This window comes from Klebsiella sp. KE9456 (assembly GCF_043832615.1).
Lineage (GTDB): Bacteria > Pseudomonadota > Gammaproteobacteria > Enterobacterales > Enterobacteriaceae > Klebsiella > Klebsiella indica.
In genome coordinates this window covers 228,063-246,379 of sequence record NZ_JBDYQK010000002.1, presented here as the reverse complement: position 1 = coordinate 246,379, position 18,317 = coordinate 228,063, and the positions used below count along the sequence as shown (strand labels likewise).

Annotated in this window: 12 protein-coding genes; 5 read left to right on the top strand and 7 right to left on the bottom strand. The window is 54.4% G+C overall.

The window, feature by feature from the left end:
* Positions 1-198: 198 nt before the first annotated feature.
* The 5 genes from acnB to pdhR all read right to left on the bottom strand — a co-directional run bounded on the left by acnB (position 199) and on the right by pdhR (position 10,486).
* Complete coding sequence (gene acnB, locus ABK821_RS03330) at positions 199-2,796, bottom strand: bifunctional aconitate hydratase 2/2-methylisocitrate dehydratase (protein WP_138361982.1); 2,598 nt, start codon at positions 2,794-2,796, stop codon at positions 199-201.
* A gap of 347 nt (positions 2,797-3,143) precedes the next feature.
* Positions 3,144-4,568, bottom strand: a complete 1,425-nt coding sequence (lpdA, locus tag ABK821_RS03325) for a dihydrolipoyl dehydrogenase (protein ID WP_138361981.1) — start codon at positions 4,566-4,568, stop codon at positions 3,144-3,146.
* A 333-nt stretch (positions 4,569-4,901) separates the two neighbouring features.
* Positions 4,902-6,788 carry a pyruvate dehydrogenase complex dihydrolipoyllysine-residue acetyltransferase gene (gene aceF, locus ABK821_RS03320; protein ID WP_343177925.1) on the bottom strand — a complete coding sequence of 629 codons (1,887 nt, stop codon included), beginning with the start codon at positions 6,786-6,788 and terminating at the stop codon, positions 4,902-4,904.
* 14 nt (positions 6,789-6,802) lie between these two features.
* Positions 6,803-9,466, bottom strand: a complete 2,664-nt coding sequence (gene aceE / locus ABK821_RS03315) for a pyruvate dehydrogenase (acetyl-transferring), homodimeric type (RefSeq protein WP_142503003.1) — start codon at positions 9,464-9,466, stop codon at positions 6,803-6,805.
* A gap of 240 nt (positions 9,467-9,706) precedes the next feature.
* Positions 9,707-10,486, bottom strand: coding sequence for a pyruvate dehydrogenase complex transcriptional repressor PdhR (gene pdhR, locus ABK821_RS03310; protein WP_138362058.1), 780 nt, complete (start codon positions 10,484-10,486; stop codon positions 9,707-9,709).
* 651 nt (positions 10,487-11,137) lie between these two features.
* Between pdhR and aroP the strand changes: the two genes are divergently transcribed.
* The gene (gene aroP / locus ABK821_RS03305) at positions 11,138-12,508 is read left to right on the top strand and encodes an aromatic amino acid transporter AroP (protein ID WP_171034907.1); all 1,371 of its coding nucleotides are present in this window, start codon (positions 11,138-11,140) and stop codon (positions 12,506-12,508) included.
* A 76-nt stretch (positions 12,509-12,584) separates the two neighbouring features.
* On the opposite strand, the gene ampE is transcribed toward aroP, so the two are convergent.
* Together ampE and ampD are read right to left on the bottom strand one after the other, a co-directional pair.
* Positions 12,585-13,439: a beta-lactamase regulator AmpE gene (gene ampE / locus ABK821_RS03300; RefSeq protein ID WP_138361976.1), complete on the bottom strand. Its 855-nt coding sequence runs from the start codon at positions 13,437-13,439 to the stop codon at positions 12,585-12,587.
* Positions 13,436-13,999 (bottom strand): 1,6-anhydro-N-acetylmuramyl-L-alanine amidase AmpD, encoded by a 564-nt coding sequence (gene ampD, locus ABK821_RS03295; protein WP_138361975.1) that lies wholly within the window; start codon positions 13,997-13,999, stop codon positions 13,436-13,438. Before ampD ends, ampE begins: the two co-directional genes overlap by 4 nt.
* A gap of 201 nt (positions 14,000-14,200) precedes the next feature.
* On the opposite strand from ampD, the gene nadC reads away from it, so the two are divergent.
* The 4 genes from nadC (at position 14,201) to hofC (ending at position 18,300) form a co-directional block, all read left to right on the top strand.
* Positions 14,201-15,094 (top strand): carboxylating nicotinate-nucleotide diphosphorylase, encoded by an 894-nt coding sequence (nadC, locus tag ABK821_RS03290; protein WP_343177926.1) that lies wholly within the window; start codon positions 14,201-14,203, stop codon positions 15,092-15,094.
* Between the two features lie 183 nt (positions 15,095-15,277).
* Positions 15,278-15,709: a prepilin peptidase-dependent pilin gene (gene ppdD, locus ABK821_RS03285; protein ID WP_138361973.1), complete on the top strand. Its 432-nt coding sequence runs from the start codon at positions 15,278-15,280 to the stop codon at positions 15,707-15,709.
* Between the two features lie 10 nt (positions 15,710-15,719).
* A complete protein-coding gene (gene gspE / locus ABK821_RS03280; protein ID WP_343177927.1) occupies positions 15,720-17,105 on the top strand; it encodes a type II secretion system protein GspE in 1,386 nt (461 codons plus the stop codon).
* Positions 17,095-18,300, top strand: coding sequence for a protein transport protein HofC (gene hofC, locus ABK821_RS03275; RefSeq protein WP_343177928.1), 1,206 nt, complete (start codon positions 17,095-17,097; stop codon positions 18,298-18,300). The genes gspE and hofC overlap by 11 nt, the downstream gene beginning before the upstream one ends.
* Positions 18,301-18,317: the final 17 nt, after the last annotated feature.

Genomic DNA, 18,317 nt, shown 5'->3' with positions numbered 1-18,317 from the left:
CTGCTCCCGGCAATGCGCCATTACCGCATTGCGTCTGTGCTGTAATTATCGCAGTACAACCGAAGAAAAAAAGCGGAACGGGCGGAAGGAGTAAAATAAAAATCCTTCCCGAATGGGGAAGGATTTTTTAGACGTATTTTGCCGGATAGCGGCTTATATTACGCAGACCCGGTAAGCGTAACGCCTCCCGGGCATATGTTACACCGCGGTCTGGAAAATAACCCCGTCAGCTTTCTCAGTATACTGACCCAACTGGTCGAAGTTCAGATAACGGTAGGTATCTGTCGCCGTTTTATCCACCTGCGCAATATAAGTCTGGTACTCTTCCGGCGTCGGCAGTTTGCCGATCAGCGCCGCAACCGCCGCCAGCTCTGCTGAGGCCAGATAGACGTTCGCCCCGGTCCCCAGACGGTTCGGGAAGTTACGGGTTGAGGTCGAAACCACCGTCGCTCCATCGGCGACGCGCGCCTGGTTACCCATACACAGGGAACAACCGGGGATTTCAATCCGCGCGCCGCTCTTACCAAAGACGCTGTAGTAGCCCTCTTCGGTCAACTGCGCCGCGTCCATACGGGTTGGCGGAGCCACCCACAGACGAGTCGGCAACTGGCCTTTATGACTATCCAGTAGCTTACCGGCGGCACGGAAGTGACCGATATTGGTCATGCAGGAACCAATAAACACTTCATCAATCTTCTCACCCTGCACATCAGAGAGCAGACGCGCGTCATCAGGATCGTTCGGCGCGCAGAGGATCGGTTCTTTGATATCGGCCAGATCGATATCGATCACTGCCGCATATTCGGCATCCGCATCGCCTTCCAGCAATTGCGGATCCGCCAGCCACTTTTCCATCCCCTGAACGCGACGTTCCAGAGTACGACGATCGCCATAGCCTTCCGCGATCATCCACTTCAGCAGGACGATGTTGGAGTTCAGGTACTCGATGATCGGCTCTTTGTTCAGTTTGATGGTACAACCCGCGGCGGAACGCTCGGCAGAGGCATCGGTCAGCTCAAATGCCTGCTCGACTTTCAGATCCGGCAGCCCTTCGATCTCCAGAATGCGGCCGGAGAAGATGTTTTTCTTACCTTTCTTCTCAACGGTCAGCAGACCCTGTTTGATCGCGTACAGCGGGATCGCGTGTACCAGATCGCGCAGGGTAATACCCGGCTGCATTTTGCCTTTGAAGCGCACCAGCACCGACTCGGGCATATCCAGCGGCATAACGCCGGTCGCCGCCGCAAAGGCCACCAGGCCAGAACCCGCCGGGAAGGAGATGCCAATCGGGAAACGGGTATGGGAATCGCCGCCAGTACCCACGGTATCCGGCAGCAGCATCCGGTTCAGCCAGGAGTGGATGACGCCATCGCCCGGGCGCAGAGAGACGCCGCCACGGTTCATGATGAAATCCGGCAGCGTGTGATGGGTGGTCACATCGACCGGTTTAGGATAGGCCGCGGTGTGGCAGAAAGACTGCATCACCAGGTCGGACGAGAAGCCCAGGCACGCCAGGTCTTTCAGTTCGTCACGGGTCATTGGGCCGGTGGTATCCTGAGAGCCTACGGAGGTCATTTTCGGTTCGCAGTAGGCGCCCGGACGGATACCGGCGACGCCGCAGGCGCGGCCAACCATTTTCTGCGCCAGCGAGTAGCCACGAGCGCTTTCCGCCACGTCTTTCGCCTGACGGAACACATCGCTGTGCGGCAGTCCCAGCGCTTCACGTGCTTTGGTGGTCAGGCCGCGACCGATGATCAGCGGAATACGACCACCCGCGCGTACTTCGTCGATCAGCACGTCGGTTTTCAGTTCAAAGCTCGCCAGCAGTTCACCGGTTTCGTGATGGCGGACTTCACCCTTATACGGGTAAACGTCAATCACATCCCCCATATTCAGGTTGCTTACGTCCACTTCAATGGGCAGCGCGCCCGCATCTTCCATGGTGTTAAAGAAGATCGGCGCAATTTTTCCGCCGAGCACCAGTCCGCCGCCGCGCTTGTTCGGCACGTTCGGAATGTCATCTCCCATAAACCACAGCACAGAGTTGGTGGCGGATTTACGCGAAGAGCCGGTGCCAACAACGTCGCCCACGTAGGCTAATGGGTAGCCTTTTTGCTGTAACGCTTCGATCTGTTTGATCGGCCCCACCACGCCGGGCTGATCCGGGTCGATACCTTCACGGGCATTTTTCAGCATTGCCAGAGCATGCAGCGGGATATCCGGGCGCGACCAGGCATCCGGCGCTGGCGAGAGGTCATCGGTGTTGGTTTCGCCGGTGACTTTAAAAACGGTAACGGTAATTTTGTCGGCCAGTGGAGGACGGCTCAGGAACCACTCCGCGTCAGCCCAGGATTGCATTACCTGTCTGGCATATTCATTGCCCGCTTTGGCTTTCTCTTCAACATCATAGAAGTTATCGAACATCAACAGAGTATGGGACAACGCCTTAGCGGCAATCGGCGCCAGCTTCGCGTCTTCCAGCGCATCAATCAGGGGATGAATGTTGTAACCACCCTGCATGGTGCCCAGCAATTCGATGGCTTTTTCCGGGGTAAGCAGTGGGGAAGTCGCTTCGCCTTTGGCAATCGCGGCAAGGAATCCGGCTTTAACATAGGCGGCTTCATCGACGCCCGGCGGTACACGGTTAATTAACAGGTCTAACAGGAATTCTTCTTCACCCGCAGGCGGGTTTTTCAGCAGTTCTACCAGCGCGGCCATTTGGGTTGCATCTAAGGGTTTGGCAACAATCCCCTCGGCGGCACGCTCAGCTACGTGCTTACGGTATTCTTCTAGCACGACGGTTCTCCTCGCTCTCATTGTAAAATGCGGCAGGCGATTCTCTTCACGCTCCTGTGAGACAGCAGTTTGTAGGGTAAATGCCCGATACCGCATCGGCAGCATAGCAGGATTTTCGCGGGGTGTTAATCTGTTTACAAAAAAGCAACATTAAAAATTAGCTGAATCGTTAAGGACAGGATATTACAGGTTTTCTGGTCAGTGAGCGGAATATTTGTCCTATGCGATCAGGAGTGTTTGGCAGACAGTGACAGGCATGTCGTATTATTTACACCGAGACGTTCTCAGCATCGGGCATTAAAAAAGCGGCTCACCGAGCCGCCTGTTCATTTTGCCAGAACGAAAGCTTATTTCTTCTTCGCTTTCGGGTTAGGCAGGTCGGTAATGCTACCTTCGAACACTTCCGCCGCGAGGCCAACGGACTCGTGCAGCGTCGGGTGAGCGTGGATAGTCAGCGCGATGTCTTCAGCATCACAACCCATCTCGATCGCCAGACCGATTTCGCCCAGCAGCTCGCCGCCGTTGGTGCCGACAATCGCACCACCGATAACACGGTGAGACTCTTTGTCGAAAATCAGCTTGGTCATACCGTCTGCGCAGTCGGACGCGATAGCACGGCCAGACGCAGCCCACGGGAAGGTGGCGGTCTCAAAGCTGATGCCTTTCTCTTTCGCTTCTTTCTCCGTCAGACCTACCCATGCAACTTCCGGTTCAGTGTAGGCGATGGACGGAATAACTTTCGGATCGAAGTAGTGTTTCTTACCGGCGATAACTTCAGCGGCAACGTGACCTTCGTGAACGCCTTTGTGCGCCAGCATCGGCTGACCGACAATATCGCCGATAGCAAAGATGTGCGGTACGTTAGTACGCAGCTGTTTGTCTACGCGGATGAAGCCACGGTCGTCAACTTCTACGCCAGCCTTGCCAGCATCGAGGTTTTTACCGTTCGGCACACGGCCGATAGCCACCAGCACCGCATCGTAACGCTGTGCCTCTGCTGGTGCTTTTTTGCCTTCCATAGAAACGTAAATACCGTCCTCTTTCGCTTCAACGGCAGTCACTTTGGTTTCCAGCATCAGGTTGAATTTCTTGCCGATGCGTTTGGTGAAGACTTTCACGATATCTTTGTCTGCCGCCGGGATAACCTGGTCAAACATTTCGACCACATCGATCTCTGAACCCAGCGCATGGTACACCGTCCCCATTTCCAGACCGATGATACCACCGCCCATAACCAGCAGACGTTTCGGTACGGATTTCAGTTCCAGTGCGTCGGTGGAGTCCCAGACGCGCGGATCTTCATGGGGAATGAACGGCAACTGGATCGGGCGGGAACCGGCTGCGATAATCGCGTTGTCGAAGTTGATCACGGTTTTGCCGTTCTCGCCTTCCACTTCCAGGGTGTTGGCCCCGGTGAATTTACCCAGACCGTTTACCACTTTCACTTTACGGCCTTTCGCCATACCAGCCAGACCGCCGGTCAGTTGAGTGATGACTTTTTCTTTCCAGGTGCGGATCTTATCAATATCGGTATTCGGTTCGCCGAAAACGATGCCGTGTTCAGCCAGCGCTTTCGCTTCTTCAATAACTTTCGCAACGTGCAGCAGTGCTTTAGAAGGGATACAGCCGACGTTCAGGCAAACACCGCCAAGGGTGTTGTAACGTTCTACGATAACGGTTTCCAGACCTAAATCAGCGCAACGAAAGGCAGCAGAATAGCCTGCGGGGCCTGCCCCAAGTACCACGACCTGAGTTTTGATTTCAGTACTCATCATGACCTCTGTAATTTGTATCCGGCGGGTCTGACGCTATTGTTATACACTTCATCCTTCAAGCCGCCTCTGCGTTGGCTGCGCTCGCTCACCCCGGTCACGTACCGCTTGTACGCTCCAGGGATTCACTCCCTTGCCGCCTTGACGCAACTCGAATTTTTTTGTGTAAATTACGCCCATATCCACCGGGACGTTCTATCCGCCTGCATTTTACAAAATTGTTAACAATTTTGAAACAACAAACGAAAAACGATTTTGTCCTTTATTGCCGATAACCTCAAAACACAGAAGAGATTACCAGAAAAAAGCCGGCCGTCAGGCCGGCTTTTTCGCTTACATCACCAGGCGGCGAATATCGCTCAGCATGTTATTGATGATAGTAATAAAGCGCGCGCCATCGGCACCGTCAATCACGCGGTGGTCGAAGGAGAGAGAGATCGGCATCATCAGACGCGGAACAAACTCTTTGCCATTCCACACCGGCTCCATCGCGGATTTAGACACGCCCAGGATGGCCACTTCCGGCGCGTTAACAATCGGCGCAAAGTGAGTGGTACCCAGGCCGCCGATGCTGGAGATAGTGAAGCAACCGCCCTGCATTTCGCCAGCAGTCAGCTTACCATCACGCGCTTTTTTGGAGATAGTCGTCAGTTCGCGAGACAGCTCGGTAACGCTCTTCTTATTCACGTCTTTAAAGACCGGAACAACCAGACCATTCGGCGTATCAACCGCGACACCAATGTTGATGTATTTCTTCAGCGTCAGGCGCTGACCGTCTTCAGACAGAGAGCTGTTAAAGCGCGGCATCTGCTCAAGCGCAGCGGCAACGGCTTTCATGATGAAGACAACCGGCGTGAATTTCACGTCCAGTTTGCGCTTCTCAGCTTCGGCATTCTGCTGCTTACGGAACGCTTCCAGATCGGTGATATCCGTTTTGTCGAAGTGCGTAACGTGCGGGATCATCACCCAGTTACGGCTCAAATTGGCGCCGGAGATTTTCTGGATGCGGCCCAGTTCAACTTCTTCCACTTCACCAAACTTGCTGAAGTCCACTTTCGGCCACGGCAGCATACCCGGCAGACCACCACCCGCAGCAGCCGGAGCCGCTTCAGCGCGCTTGATAGCGTCTTTCACGTAAGCCTGAACGTCTTCGCGCAGGATACGACCTTTACGGCCAGTGCCCTTCACTTTCGCCAGGTTAACGCCGAACTCGCGCGCCAGGCGGCGAATCAGCGGGGTCGCGTGAACGTAAGCGTCGTTTTCAGCAAACTCAGATTTGCCTTCCGCTTTTGCCGCAGGCGCGGCGGCCGGTTTAGCGGCCTGAGCAGGTGCAGCGGCAGGTGCCGGAGCAGCAGCAGCCGGCGCTGCGGCAGGGGCGGCGCCTTCCACTTCGAAGACCATAATCAGCGAGCCGGTAGAGACTTTGTCGCCAACGTTAACTTTCAGCTCTTTCACCACGCCCGCAAACGGCGCAGGGACTTCCATAGAGGCTTTGTCGCCTTCTACGGTGATCAGCGACTGTTCAGCTTCCACTTTATCGCCGACTTTAACCATCACTTCGGTGACTTCAACTTCGTCGCCGCCGATGTCCGGTACGTTAACGTCTTTCGCGCCAGCCGCTGCTGCCGGAGCCGCCGCTGGTGCCGCCGCCTGAGCGGGCACAGCAGCAGGCGCAGCACCCGCTACTTCGAAGACCATGATCAGTGAGCCGGTAGAGACTTTATCGCCAGCGTTGACTTTGATCTCTTTAACCACGCCCGCGAACGGCGCCGGCACTTCCATAGAGGCTTTGTCGCCTTCTACGGTGATCAGCGACTGCTCAGCCGCAACGGTGTCGCCCACTTTCACCAGGATCTCGGTGACTTCAACTTCGTCGCCGCCGATATCCGGTACGTGTACGTCTTTCGCTGCCGCAGCCGCAGGCGCGGCTGCCGGAGCGGCTTCTTTCTTCTCTTCTGCCGGAGCAGGCGCAGCGTCGGCTGCACCGTCGGCGGAATCGAAAATCATGATAAGTGCGCCCGTCTCGGTTTTGTCGCCAACAGAGACTTTAATCTCTTTAACGACGCCCGCCTGCGGCGATGGAACTTCCATAGAGGCCTTGTCGCCTTCTACGGTGATCAGCGACTGTTCAGCTTCAACTTTGTCGCCCACTTTGACCAGGATCTCGGTGATTTCAACTTCATCAGCCCCGATGTCCGGTACGTTGATTTCGATAGACATTATTCTTTTACCTCTTACGCCAGACGCGGGTTAACTTTATCTGCATCGATGTTGAATTTGGTGATGGCTTCCGCTACCACTTTCTTATCGATTTCGCCACGTTTAGCCAGCTCGCCCAGAGCCGCAACAACCACATAAGATGCATCCACTTCGAAGTGGTGACGCAGGTTTTCACGGCTGTCAGAGCGGCCGAAACCGTCAGTACCCAGTACGCGGTAATCATCCGCCGGTACATAAGTACGCACCTGCTCGGCGAACAGTTTCATATAGTCAGTCGATGCCACTGCCGGCGCGTCGTTCATTACCTGAGCAATGTACGGAACGCGTGGCGTTTCCAGCGGGTGCAGCATGTTCCAGCGCTCACAATCCTGGCCATCACGCGCCAGTTCAGTAAAGGAGGTGACGCTGTAAACGTCAGAACCTACGCCGTAGTCTTTCGCCAGGATCTCTGCGGCTTCACGAACGTGACGCAGAATAGAACCGGAGCCCAGCAGTTGAACTTTACCTTTGCTGCCTTCGAGGGTTTCGAGTTTGTAGATACCTTTACGGATACCTTCCTCAGCACCTTCCGGCATGGCTGGCATGTGGTAGTTTTCGTTCAGCGTGGTGATGTAGTAGTAAACGTTCTCTTGTTTCTCACCGTACATACGCTCCAGACCATCGTGCATGATGACCGCAACTTCGTACGCGTAAGACGGATCGTAAGAGATACAGTTCGGGATAGTCAGAGACTGAATGTGGCTGTGGCCATCTTCGTGCTGCAGACCTTCGCCGTTCAGCGTCGTACGACCGGAAGTACCACCGATCAGGAAGCCGCGCGCCTGCTGGTCGCCCGCCTGCCAGCACAGGTCGCCAATACGCTGGAACCCGAACATGGAGTAGTAGATGTAGAACGGGATCATCGGCAGGTTGTTGGTGCTGTAAGAGGTCGCAGCAGCCAGCCAGGATGCGCCAGCGCCCAGTTCGTTGATACCTTCCTGCAGAATCTGGCCTTTCTCGTCTTCTTTGTAATACGCAACCTGTTCACGGTCCTGCGGGGTGTACTGCTGGCCGTTCGGGCTGTAGATACCAATCTGACGGAACAGACCTTCCATACCAAAGGTACGCGCTTCATCGGCGATGATCGGCACCAGACGGTCTTTGATGGATTTGTTCTTCAGCATCACGTTCAGGGCACGAACGAAGGCGATAGTGGTAGAGATCTCTTTACTCTGCTCTTCCAGCAGCGGGCCGAAATCTTCCAGGGTCGGCAGCTCCAGCTTCTCAGAGAAGTGAGTCTGACGGCTCGGCAGGTAGCCGTGCAGTTTCTGACGCTGCGCGTGCAGGTAGGTGTGCTCTTCGGAACCTTCCGGGAAGGTCACGTACGGCAGTTTTTCGATATCGGCATCGGATACCGGCACGTTGAAACGATCGCGGACGTAGCGTACGCCGTCCATGTTCATTTTCTTAACCTGGTGGGCGATGTTTTTACCTTCAGCGGTGTCGCCCATGCCGTAACCTTTAATGGTATGGGCGAGAATGACGGTTGCTTTTCCTTTGGTTTCCTGCGCTTTTTTCAGTGCAGCGTAAACTTTCTTCGGATCGTGGCCGCCACGGTTCAGCGCCCAGATCTGTTCGTCAGTCCAGTCAGCCACCAGGGCGGCGGTTTCCGGATATTTACCGAAGAAGTGCTCACGCACGTAGGCGCCATCTTTGGATTTGAAGGTCTGATAATCGCCGTCAACGGTTTCTTCCATCAACTGGATCAGTTTACCGCTGGTGTCTTTACGCAGCAGTTCATCCCAGCGACCACCCCAGATAACCTTGATAACGTTCCAGCCAGCACCGCCAAAGATGCCTTCCAGCTCGTTAATGATTTTGCCATTACCGGTAACCGGGCCGTCAAGGCGCTGCAGGTTACAGTTGATAACGAAGACCAGGTTGTCCAGCTTTTCACGGGTGGCAATGGTGATAGCCCCTTTGGATTCCGGCTCGTCCATCTCGCCGTCGCCGAGGAAAGCGTAAACGGTTTGTTTTGACGTGTCTTTCAAACCGCGGTGTTCCAGATATTTCAGGAACTTAGCCTGGTAGATCGCACCGATTGGACCCAGACCCATGGAAACGGTCGGGAACTGCCAGAATTCCGGCATCAGTTTCGGGTGCGGGTAAGAGGAGAGGCCTTTACCGTGGACTTCCTGACGGAAGTTGTTCATCTGCTCTTCAGTCAGACGACCTTCCAGGAAGGCGCGCGCATATACGCCCGGAGAGATGTGGCCCTGGAAGTAAACCAGATCGCCGCCATCCTGCTCGTTGCGGGCGCGGAAGAAGTGGTTAAAGCACACTTCATAGAAGGTTGCAGAAGACTGGAAGGAAGCCATATGGCCGCCCAGTTCAAGATCTTTTTTCGATGCGCGCAGAACGGTCATAATGGCGTTCCAGCGGATCGCAGAACGGATACGACGTTCCAGATCCAGATTACCCGGATATTCGGGTTCATCTTCAACGGCAATAGTGTTCACGTAACCGCCAGTCGATGTGCCAGCAGCCACTTTCACCCCGCCTTTGCGGGCTTCAGAAAGGAGTTGGTCAATCAGATACTGAGCACGCTCAACACCTTCTTCACGGATGACCGATTCGATCGCCTGTAGCCAGTCGCGAGTTTCGATCGGATCCACGTCATTTGGTAAACGTTCTGACATGGGGGTATTCCTTATCTATCTAATCGTTGATTAATCTGGAACCTGTCCCATTGCGCTCTTTGTTCTTCATCTTGCTTTCCGGTGATATCCGGCCTGGCAATACCGCCTCCCCTGACACATAGTTCACTATGTTTTGGGGGTCAGTCACTTGCCGTCGTGATACATCGAAAAGTATTTTGAACAACTAAAAGTGCAATAAGACAGGTTCTGCGTTTAGTTGCCGCGCTCTAAAAGTGGCGCTTAAGAACCGGAGTTCTCATCCTTTCTTTGCTGTAAACGACGCAATGAGCGTTCACGACGGCTCTGCTCACGGCTACGATCCAGCAAGATTTCCTCAATAAACGCCAGGTGACGGTGCGAAGCTTCACGCGCCTGCTCCGGCTGCCCGGCGATGATCGCCTCGAAAATTCGAGTACGATGATTGCTGACCTGCGGGAGCATCTCCCGACGGGCATACAACAATTCAAAATTCTGGCGAACGTTCTGGGCCAGCATGGGCTCCATACAGCGTAGTAGATGGAGCAACACCACATTGTGCGCCGCTTCAGTCACGGCAATTTGATACTGGAGAACCGCGTCGGATTCGGCGTCCAAATCGCCGGACTGTTGCGCAAGCTCGATGGCATGATGAAGTTCACGAATGCGGGTTTTGTCTTCATCCGTGCTACGTAACGCCGCGTAATAAGCGGCGATGCCTTCCAGCGCGTGGCGGGTTTCCAGCAGATCAAATTGGGATTCAGGGTGGTCGGACAGTAGCTCAACCAGCGGATCGCTGAAGCTCTGCCATAAGCGGCTCTGTACAAACGTTCCGCCGCCCTGGCGACGAAGCAACAATCCCTTGGCTTCGAGGCGTTGAATCGCCTCACGCAGCGAGGGACGGGAAACGTCGAACTGCTTTGCCAGTTCACGTTCGGGCGGAAGCTTTTCTCCGGGGCGCAACGTCCCCTCAAGGATTAAAAACTCCAGTTGCTGCTCTATCACATCGGATAATTTTGGTTGGCGGATCTTGCTGTAGGCCATATTCCCTGTCTCTGCCATTAGCCCGGAGTCAATTGGTCTTACCAATTTATAATTCGTATCGCTAAAGTAACAAAGTATTCACCTTCTGTCCATACAGGTTTTGATTGAAATCATTAATGCAGGCATGTTTTAACAACCTTACAGAAATAACATTTCAAAAATGTAACTATGCACAAATGTTGCGTTTACCAGCAAAACAGGGGAATTAACTTAATCGAAACGAAAAACTACGCTATCTGAACCGATTCAAACCCTCACTTAATGAATATAAATTCATTAAATGTGAATAGCTAAATGAGTGACAACAAATGTTAAATTGCGGGGCATCATTTACAAATGGTTTCTTTTTGTTCGCTTCGCCTTCATCCCTTCACAAAGCAGGTGCATTCCCCGGCACTTACCACTATTCTCGATGATACGAAAGGCTTTTACATGAATTACTACCAGGCCTTGAGTAAAGAAATGAGTACAAAAACGGAATTCCATAATTACACAAACACAACAATATGTGCGTTACATCACTCTGGGCGAAACGGACCGCAGACTGACTGACTCGTCGCTGACGATGCGCCCGCCAGCGACGAAAAGAAAAGAGGTCACCTGAAGGATGACGCGTACAAACATAATAACCATAACCACACACGAGGTTTCATGATGGAAGGTCAACAGCATGGCGATCGGCTAAAGCGCGGCCTTAAAAACCGCCATATTCAGCTTATTGCGCTAGGAGGGGCTATCGGTACCGGCCTGTTCCTGGGTAGCGCATCCGTCATCCAAAATGCAGGTCCCGGTATTATTCTGGGCTATGCGATTGCCGGTTTTATCGCCTTTCTTATCATGCGTCAACTGGGCGAAATGGTCGTAGAAGAGCCGGTAGCAGGTTCATTTAGTCACTTCGCTTACAAATACTGGGGCGGCTTTGCGGGCTTCGCATCCGGCTGGAACTACTGGGTGCTTTATGTCCTGGTGGCGATGGCCGAGCTGACTGCCGTCGGGAAATACGTTCAGTTCTGGTGGCCGGAGATCCCAACCTGGGTATCTGCTGCCGTTTTCTTTATTGTCATCAACGCCATCAACCTGACCAACGTCAAAGTGTTTGGCGAGCTGGAATTCTGGTTCGCGATCATTAAAGTTGTCGCCGTTGTGGCGATGATCCTGTTCGGCGGCTGGCTGCTGTTCAGCGGCAATGGCGGCCCGCAGGCCACCGTGCGCAACTTGTGGGAGCAAGGTGGATTTCTGCCGCACGGATTCTCCGGGCTGGTGATGATGATGGCGATTATTATGTTCTCGTTTGGCGGCCTGGAGCTGGTGGGTATCACCGCAGCAGAAGCTGACAACCCGGAACAAAGCATTCCCAGAGCCACCAACCAGGTTATCTACCGCATCCTGATTTTCTATGTGGGATCACTGGCGGTGTTGCTCTCCCTGCTGCCGTGGAGCCGCGTGACCGCAGATACCAGCCCGTTCGTCCTGATCTTCCATGAGTTGGGCGATAACCTGGTGGCCAATGCCCTGAATATCGTGGTATTAACCGCCGCGCTTTCCGTTTACAACAGCTGCGTTTACTGCAATAGCCGTATGCTGTTTGGCCTCGCCCAACAGGGTAACGCGCCAAAAGCGCTGATGAGCGTTGATAAACGCGGTGTGCCGGTCAACACGATCCTCGTCTCCGCAGTGATCACCGCGCTGTGCGTACTGATTAACTACTTTGCCCCGGAATCAGCGTTTGGTCTGCTGATGGCGCTGGTGGTTTCTGCCCTGGTAATCAACTGGGCAATGATTAGCCTGGCGCACATCAAATTCCGTCGCGCCAAACAGCAGCAGGGCGTAGTGACTCGCTTTCCCGCGCTGTTTTATCCGCTAGGAAACTGGATTTGCCTGCTGTTTATGGTGGGTGTACTGGTTATCATGCTGATGACCCCAGGCATGGCCATTTCCGTCTACCTGATCCCGGTATGGATTGCCGTTCTCGGCGTCGGCTATCTGTTTAAACAGAAAACCGCAAGTGCGATAAAGGCATAACATACCCAGACTCTGTGCCCGCCTGTACGGTGGGCGGGCGCAGAGCATTTGATGTGTTCGAAAGACGGAAAACGGATTAAATCAGCGTCCCGTAAATCGTCAGCAGCGCCATAATCACCACTACCACCAGCGATGTTTTTTTCGCCATTGAGACCGCCGCTTTCGGCGTAGCCACATTATCCACGTGCGGCTCACGCGCCAGAGAATACTGCGCCAGGCGTGTCAGCACCTGATACTGAGAAGCGTGCAAATCGCCCAGCGACGCAAACCAGGCCGGTAAGGCTTTTTCTCCATGTCCCACCAGAGCATAGACCACGCCGACCAGGCGTACCGGAACCCAGTCGACCACGTGCAGGATAGCGTCAATCCCCGCCTGTAAACGATGGCGCGGCGTCTGGTAACGTGCGAGCCATGTCTGCCAGGCTCGCAGTGTACAGTAGGCAATAAGCGTTAACGGCCCCCATGCGCCACCGACAACAAACCAAAACAGCGGAGCAAGATAGTAGCGATAGTTAATCCACAACAACGCATTTTGCAGTTCGCTCAGATACTCACGCTGATCGCACCCTGGCGGCACGCCATGAATCAGGGTCAGTTCGCTGGCCATAGCATCGCAGGCACGGCTGTCACCACGGGAGGCGGCTTTCAGGTAAGCATGATAGTGCAAACGGACCTTACCCGCGCCGATACACAACAGGCCAAGCAGGATCCAAAACACCAGCAGCGGAACATTAAACAACTGCCCTTGCAACAGACGCTGAATAATAAAAACGACCACCACCGCTGCGACCACCATCGATACAGTGCTCAAGAGGGAATAATGCTTCACACGGCGAAATAACACTTCCAGCCGGTGATCGAGCTGCCAGTGTTCGCCCAGCTTAAACAAACGCTCAGCAATCAGGACTAGCAGCGTAGTAAACAACGTCATAGCCTCTCCTTATCGGACATCGGGGTCAACAGACCGCGAAACCTTGCCCAGTCAAAGGCCGGGCCGGGATCCGTTTTACGTACTGGCGCAATATCGCTATGGCCAGTGATATTGTCAGCAATCGCTGGATAGCGCGCAACCAGCGACCGGGTAACAGCCGCCAGTTGCTGATACTGCGCATCGGTATAGGCCAGTGTATCGGTCCCTTCCAGCTCAATACCTATCGAAAAGTCATTGCAACGCTCACGCCCGTGGTAGCAGGAAACGCCTGCGTGCCACGCGCGCTTATCGAAAGGCACATACTGCACGATTTCGCCGTCGCGACGAATCAGACAATGCGCCGAAACACGCAGATGCGCTATCTCAGCAAAGAAAGGGTGTGCATCAGGATCAAGCTTGCCGGTGAACAGCGCATCAATCCATGGACCACCAAATTCACCTGGCGGCAGGCTAATATTATGCACCACCAACAAAGAAGGAATTTCATTATCCGGGCGGTTATCGTGATGGGGTGAAGGAACCCGACGCACATCCACCAGCCATCCCCCGTTCAACTGCATGTTGAGTCTCCTTTTACTAACTTATGCACCTGCAGCATTGTGGCCAAAGCATACCTGCCGCCATACGCACTCTCATTCATCCCTCTGGAGCTAAAGCCCCGGCGCTGAAACAGCCTGCAAAATGAAGTGGATGTGGTACGGAAACGTTGTTCAGGTTAGCATGTTTCCTACTTCTGAATCTTATCTATCTGGAGCTTTATCATGTCGCCTCGTCGCTACAATCCCGACCTCCGCCGTGACGCGCTGCTGGAACGTATTAATCTTGATATTACCGATGCCGTCGCCCAATCCCTGCGGGAAGATCTGGGCGGTGAAGTGGATGCGAACAATGACATCAGCGCCCAATTGTTGCCGCAAGAGGCGCGTTCCCATGCAGTGGTGATCACCCGTGAGGATGGCGTATTTTGCGGTAAGCGCTGGGTAGAAGAAGTGTTTATTCAACTGGCGGGAGATGACGTCAACCTCACGTGGCATATTGCCGACGGCGACGTGGTGAAGGCAAATCAGCAGTTATTCGAACTGGAAGGCCCCTCACGAATCCTGCTCACCGGAGAGCGTACCGCGCTTAATTTCGTACAGACGCTATCCGGCGTGGCGAGCGAAGTCCGTCGCTATGTTGATCTGCTGGCAGGTACGAAAACCCAACTGCTTGATACGCGTAAAACGCTACCCGGCCTGCGCACGGCGCTGAAGTACGCGGTCTTATGCGGCGGCGGCGCCAATCATCGTCTGGGCCTGTCCGATGCTTTCCTGATTAAAGAGAACCACATTATCGCTTCCGGCTCGGTACGGCTGGCGGTAGAAAAGGCGTTCTGGCTGCATCCGGATGTCCCGGTCGAAGTTGAAGTCGAAACGCTTGATGAACTAGAGGAAGCACTGAAAGCCGGTGCCGACATCATTATGCTCGACAATTTCACTACCGACCTGATGCGTGAAGCGGTTAAACGCACTCATGGGCAGGCTGCGCTGGAAGTATCCGGTAATGTCACCTTTGATACCATCCGCGAATTCGCCGAGACCGGCGTCGATTACATCTCCGTAGGCGCGCTGACCAAACACGTTCACGCTCTCGACCTCTCTATGCGTTTCCGCTAACCGCCCTTCCCCGGCAGATGCGTCATGCCGGGGCTCTCTTTTACGAGCCGATTCGCATCCCTGTAGCCATTCAGTGCAATCGGCTGAAAAAGCCAGGGATCCGGCTTCACAGCCGACAATCCCCTGCTCGCATCATCTTCTGCTGCCCGGCACAGTGCTCCCGAAGATAACAAGGAGCAACATATGGACAAACAACGCGGCTTTACGCTAATCGAACTGATGGTGGTTATCGGGATCATCGCCATTCTCAGCGCTATCGGCATTCCCGCTTATCAGAACTACCTGCGAAAAGCGGCCCTCACCGACATGCTACAAACCTTCGTGCCTTTTCGCACCGCGATTGAGCTATGCGCGCTGGAGCACGGCGGATTAACCACCTGTGATGGCGGCAGCAACGGGATCCCGGAGCCCGCAACCACCCGCTATATTTCAGCGATGAATGTAGCCACAGGCGTTGTAACGCTCACCGGTCAGGAAAGCCTCAATGGTTTAAGCGTCACCATGACCCCGGGCTGGGATAACGCCAGCGGCATCACCGGCTGGCAGCGCGTATGTAGCATTTCCGGAGACAGCGCGCTTAAGCAGGCCTGCGAAGACGTGTTCCGTTTTAATTGAGGGCCATACCGTGAACACTGAACAATTAACCCCTCTCTGCCAACGCTACCAGGCGCTGCTACTCGACAGCGATGATTCCACCATGACTATCGCCGTCGTTGATGCGCCAGCACCGGAGTTGATGGAAGCATTACGTTTCTCTACCCGGAAACGGATCGACATCGAGTGCTGGAGCCAGGAGCAGATGGACAAGCGGCTACAGGCTCCGGGAACAGCGCTGGCCTCACTCCACAGCGAAACGTCAGTCAATGTAATTGACAAGGTTAATCACATTCTGGAGCAAGCGCTACGCCAACGCGCATCCGATATCCATATTGAACCCAGTGAAAATCACCTGAGAATTCGTCTACGTGTCGATGGCGTCCTTCAACCGCTGGTGCCGCTTGCTCCGGAGCTCGCCGCTCCCGTCACCGCCCGGCTTAAGGTGCTCGGCAATCTGGACATTGCCGAACACCGCATACCACAGGACGGCCAGTTTACGCTGACACTGGCAGATCGCCCGATCTCTTTCCGTATCGCCACACTACCCTGTCGCGGTGGGGAAAAAATCGTTCTTCGCTTATTGCACCAGGTCAAACAAGCTCTGGATATTGAGGCGTTGGGGCTCTCATCTCAGCAGCTTGCTCTCTTCCATTCGGCGCTTAATCAGCCGCAGGGGCTTTTGCTGGTCACCGGCCCGACGGGAAGCGGAAAAACCGTCACTTTATATAGTGCGCTACAGGTGCGAAATCGTGATGAAGTCAACATCTGCAGCGTAGAGGATCCGCTGGAGATCCCGATTTTGGGCATGAATCAAACGCAGATTAACCCAAAGGCCGGTTTGACCTTCTATAGCGTGCTGCGCGCCCTGCTACGTCAGGATCCTGATATCATCATGGTCGGTGAAATACGCGACGCGGAAACCGCTGAAATAGCCATAAAAGCGGCACAAACCGGGCACCTGGTTCTCTCCACTCTGCACACCAATTCGACCAGCGAAACCCTGCTCCGCCTGCAGCAAATGGGCGTTGCGCGCTGGATGATCTCATCTGCGCTGTCACTGGTTATTGCTCAACGTCTGGTACGCAAACTGTGTCCACACTGTCGTCGGGAAACCGACAGCGTAACCGAGATACCGCACAATCTCTGGCCACGGGCGCTTCCGCGTTGGGAAACCCCGGGTTGCCAGCACTGCTATCACGGTTACTATGGTCGCCTGGCGCTATTTGAACTTTTACCCGTCAATAGTGCGCTACGCCAGGCGATTACTCAGGGCTTTAGCGCCACGGAGATTGAGTCCCTGGCACGAGGCGCCGGAATGATAACGCTCTTTGAAAGCGGGTGTCTGGCCGTGGAGCAAGGAATGACCACATCGGAAGAAGTGATTCGCGTTTTAGGGCTCCCCCATGGCGACTAAACGACTCTGGCGCTGGCGCGGTATCAACCTTCAGGGCATCCCCTGCCAGGGAACACTCTGGCGTGATAATCGCTCGCAGGCAGTGCAAATGTTACAGCAGGAACGCATCATCCCGCTTTCGCTACGCCGCTGCAGCGTCCAAAACAGCCTCTGGCATCCCCGCCACAGCGGCGAAATCATCCGCCAGTTAGCCACGCTGCTGCAGGCTGGCCTCCCTCTGTCGGAAGGGCTGGAATTGCTGGCACAACAGCAACCTCAAGCACAATGGCAGGCGCTTCTGCAAACGCTGGCGGAGGATCTGGCGCAAGGCGTTTCGCTTTCCAGCTCGCTGGAAAAATGGCCAGAAGTATTCCCCCCACTGTATCTGGCCATGATCCGTACCGGTGAACTGACCGGTAAACTGGAACGTTGCTGCGCCCAACTGGCACAGCAGCAGCGAGAGCAGTTACTTCTTACCGAGAAAGTGAAAAAAGCGCTACGCTATCCGGGCATTATTTTATCCCTGGCGCTACTGGTGATTATGGGAATGCTGTACTTCGTTTTGCCAGAATTTGCCGCTATTTATCAGACTTTTAATACTCCGCTGCCGCTACTGACCCGTGCGGTCATGCGCGCTGGCGCAGGGCTAACCCACTCCTGGCCGTTGCTCGTTGCATCAGGCATTTTACCGATCGTTCTCAACAGGCTCATTCGCCAGAGACCAGACTGGTTGCTCCGCCGTCAAAAACTGCTGCACTCACTCCCGGTATTTGGAAAATTGCTATCCAGGCAACGACTTAGCCAAATTTTTACCGTACTCGCCTTAACGCAAAGCGCAGGTATTAGCTTTTTACAAGGCCTGCAAAGCGTAGAGGAAACCTTAAGCTGCCCGCTGTGGCGACAAAGGCTACAGCAGGCCTGCCTGCACATTACTCACGGCGATCCCATCTGGCAGGCGCTCACCCGCAGCGGAGGTTTTACACCGCTTTGTCTGCAACTGATTCGTACCGGTGAAGCCTCGGGATCGCTGGATACCATGCTGGAGAATCTGGCTCGCCATCACAGTGAGCAGACACATCAGCAGGCAGATAACCTGGCAACCATACTGGAACCCGTCTTACTGATCGTCACCGGAACGCTTGTCGGCTTACTGGTAGTGGCAATGTATTTACCCATTTTTCATCTCGGCGACGCCATTAGCGGGATGGGGGGATAGCGCTGGCGCCCACGCGC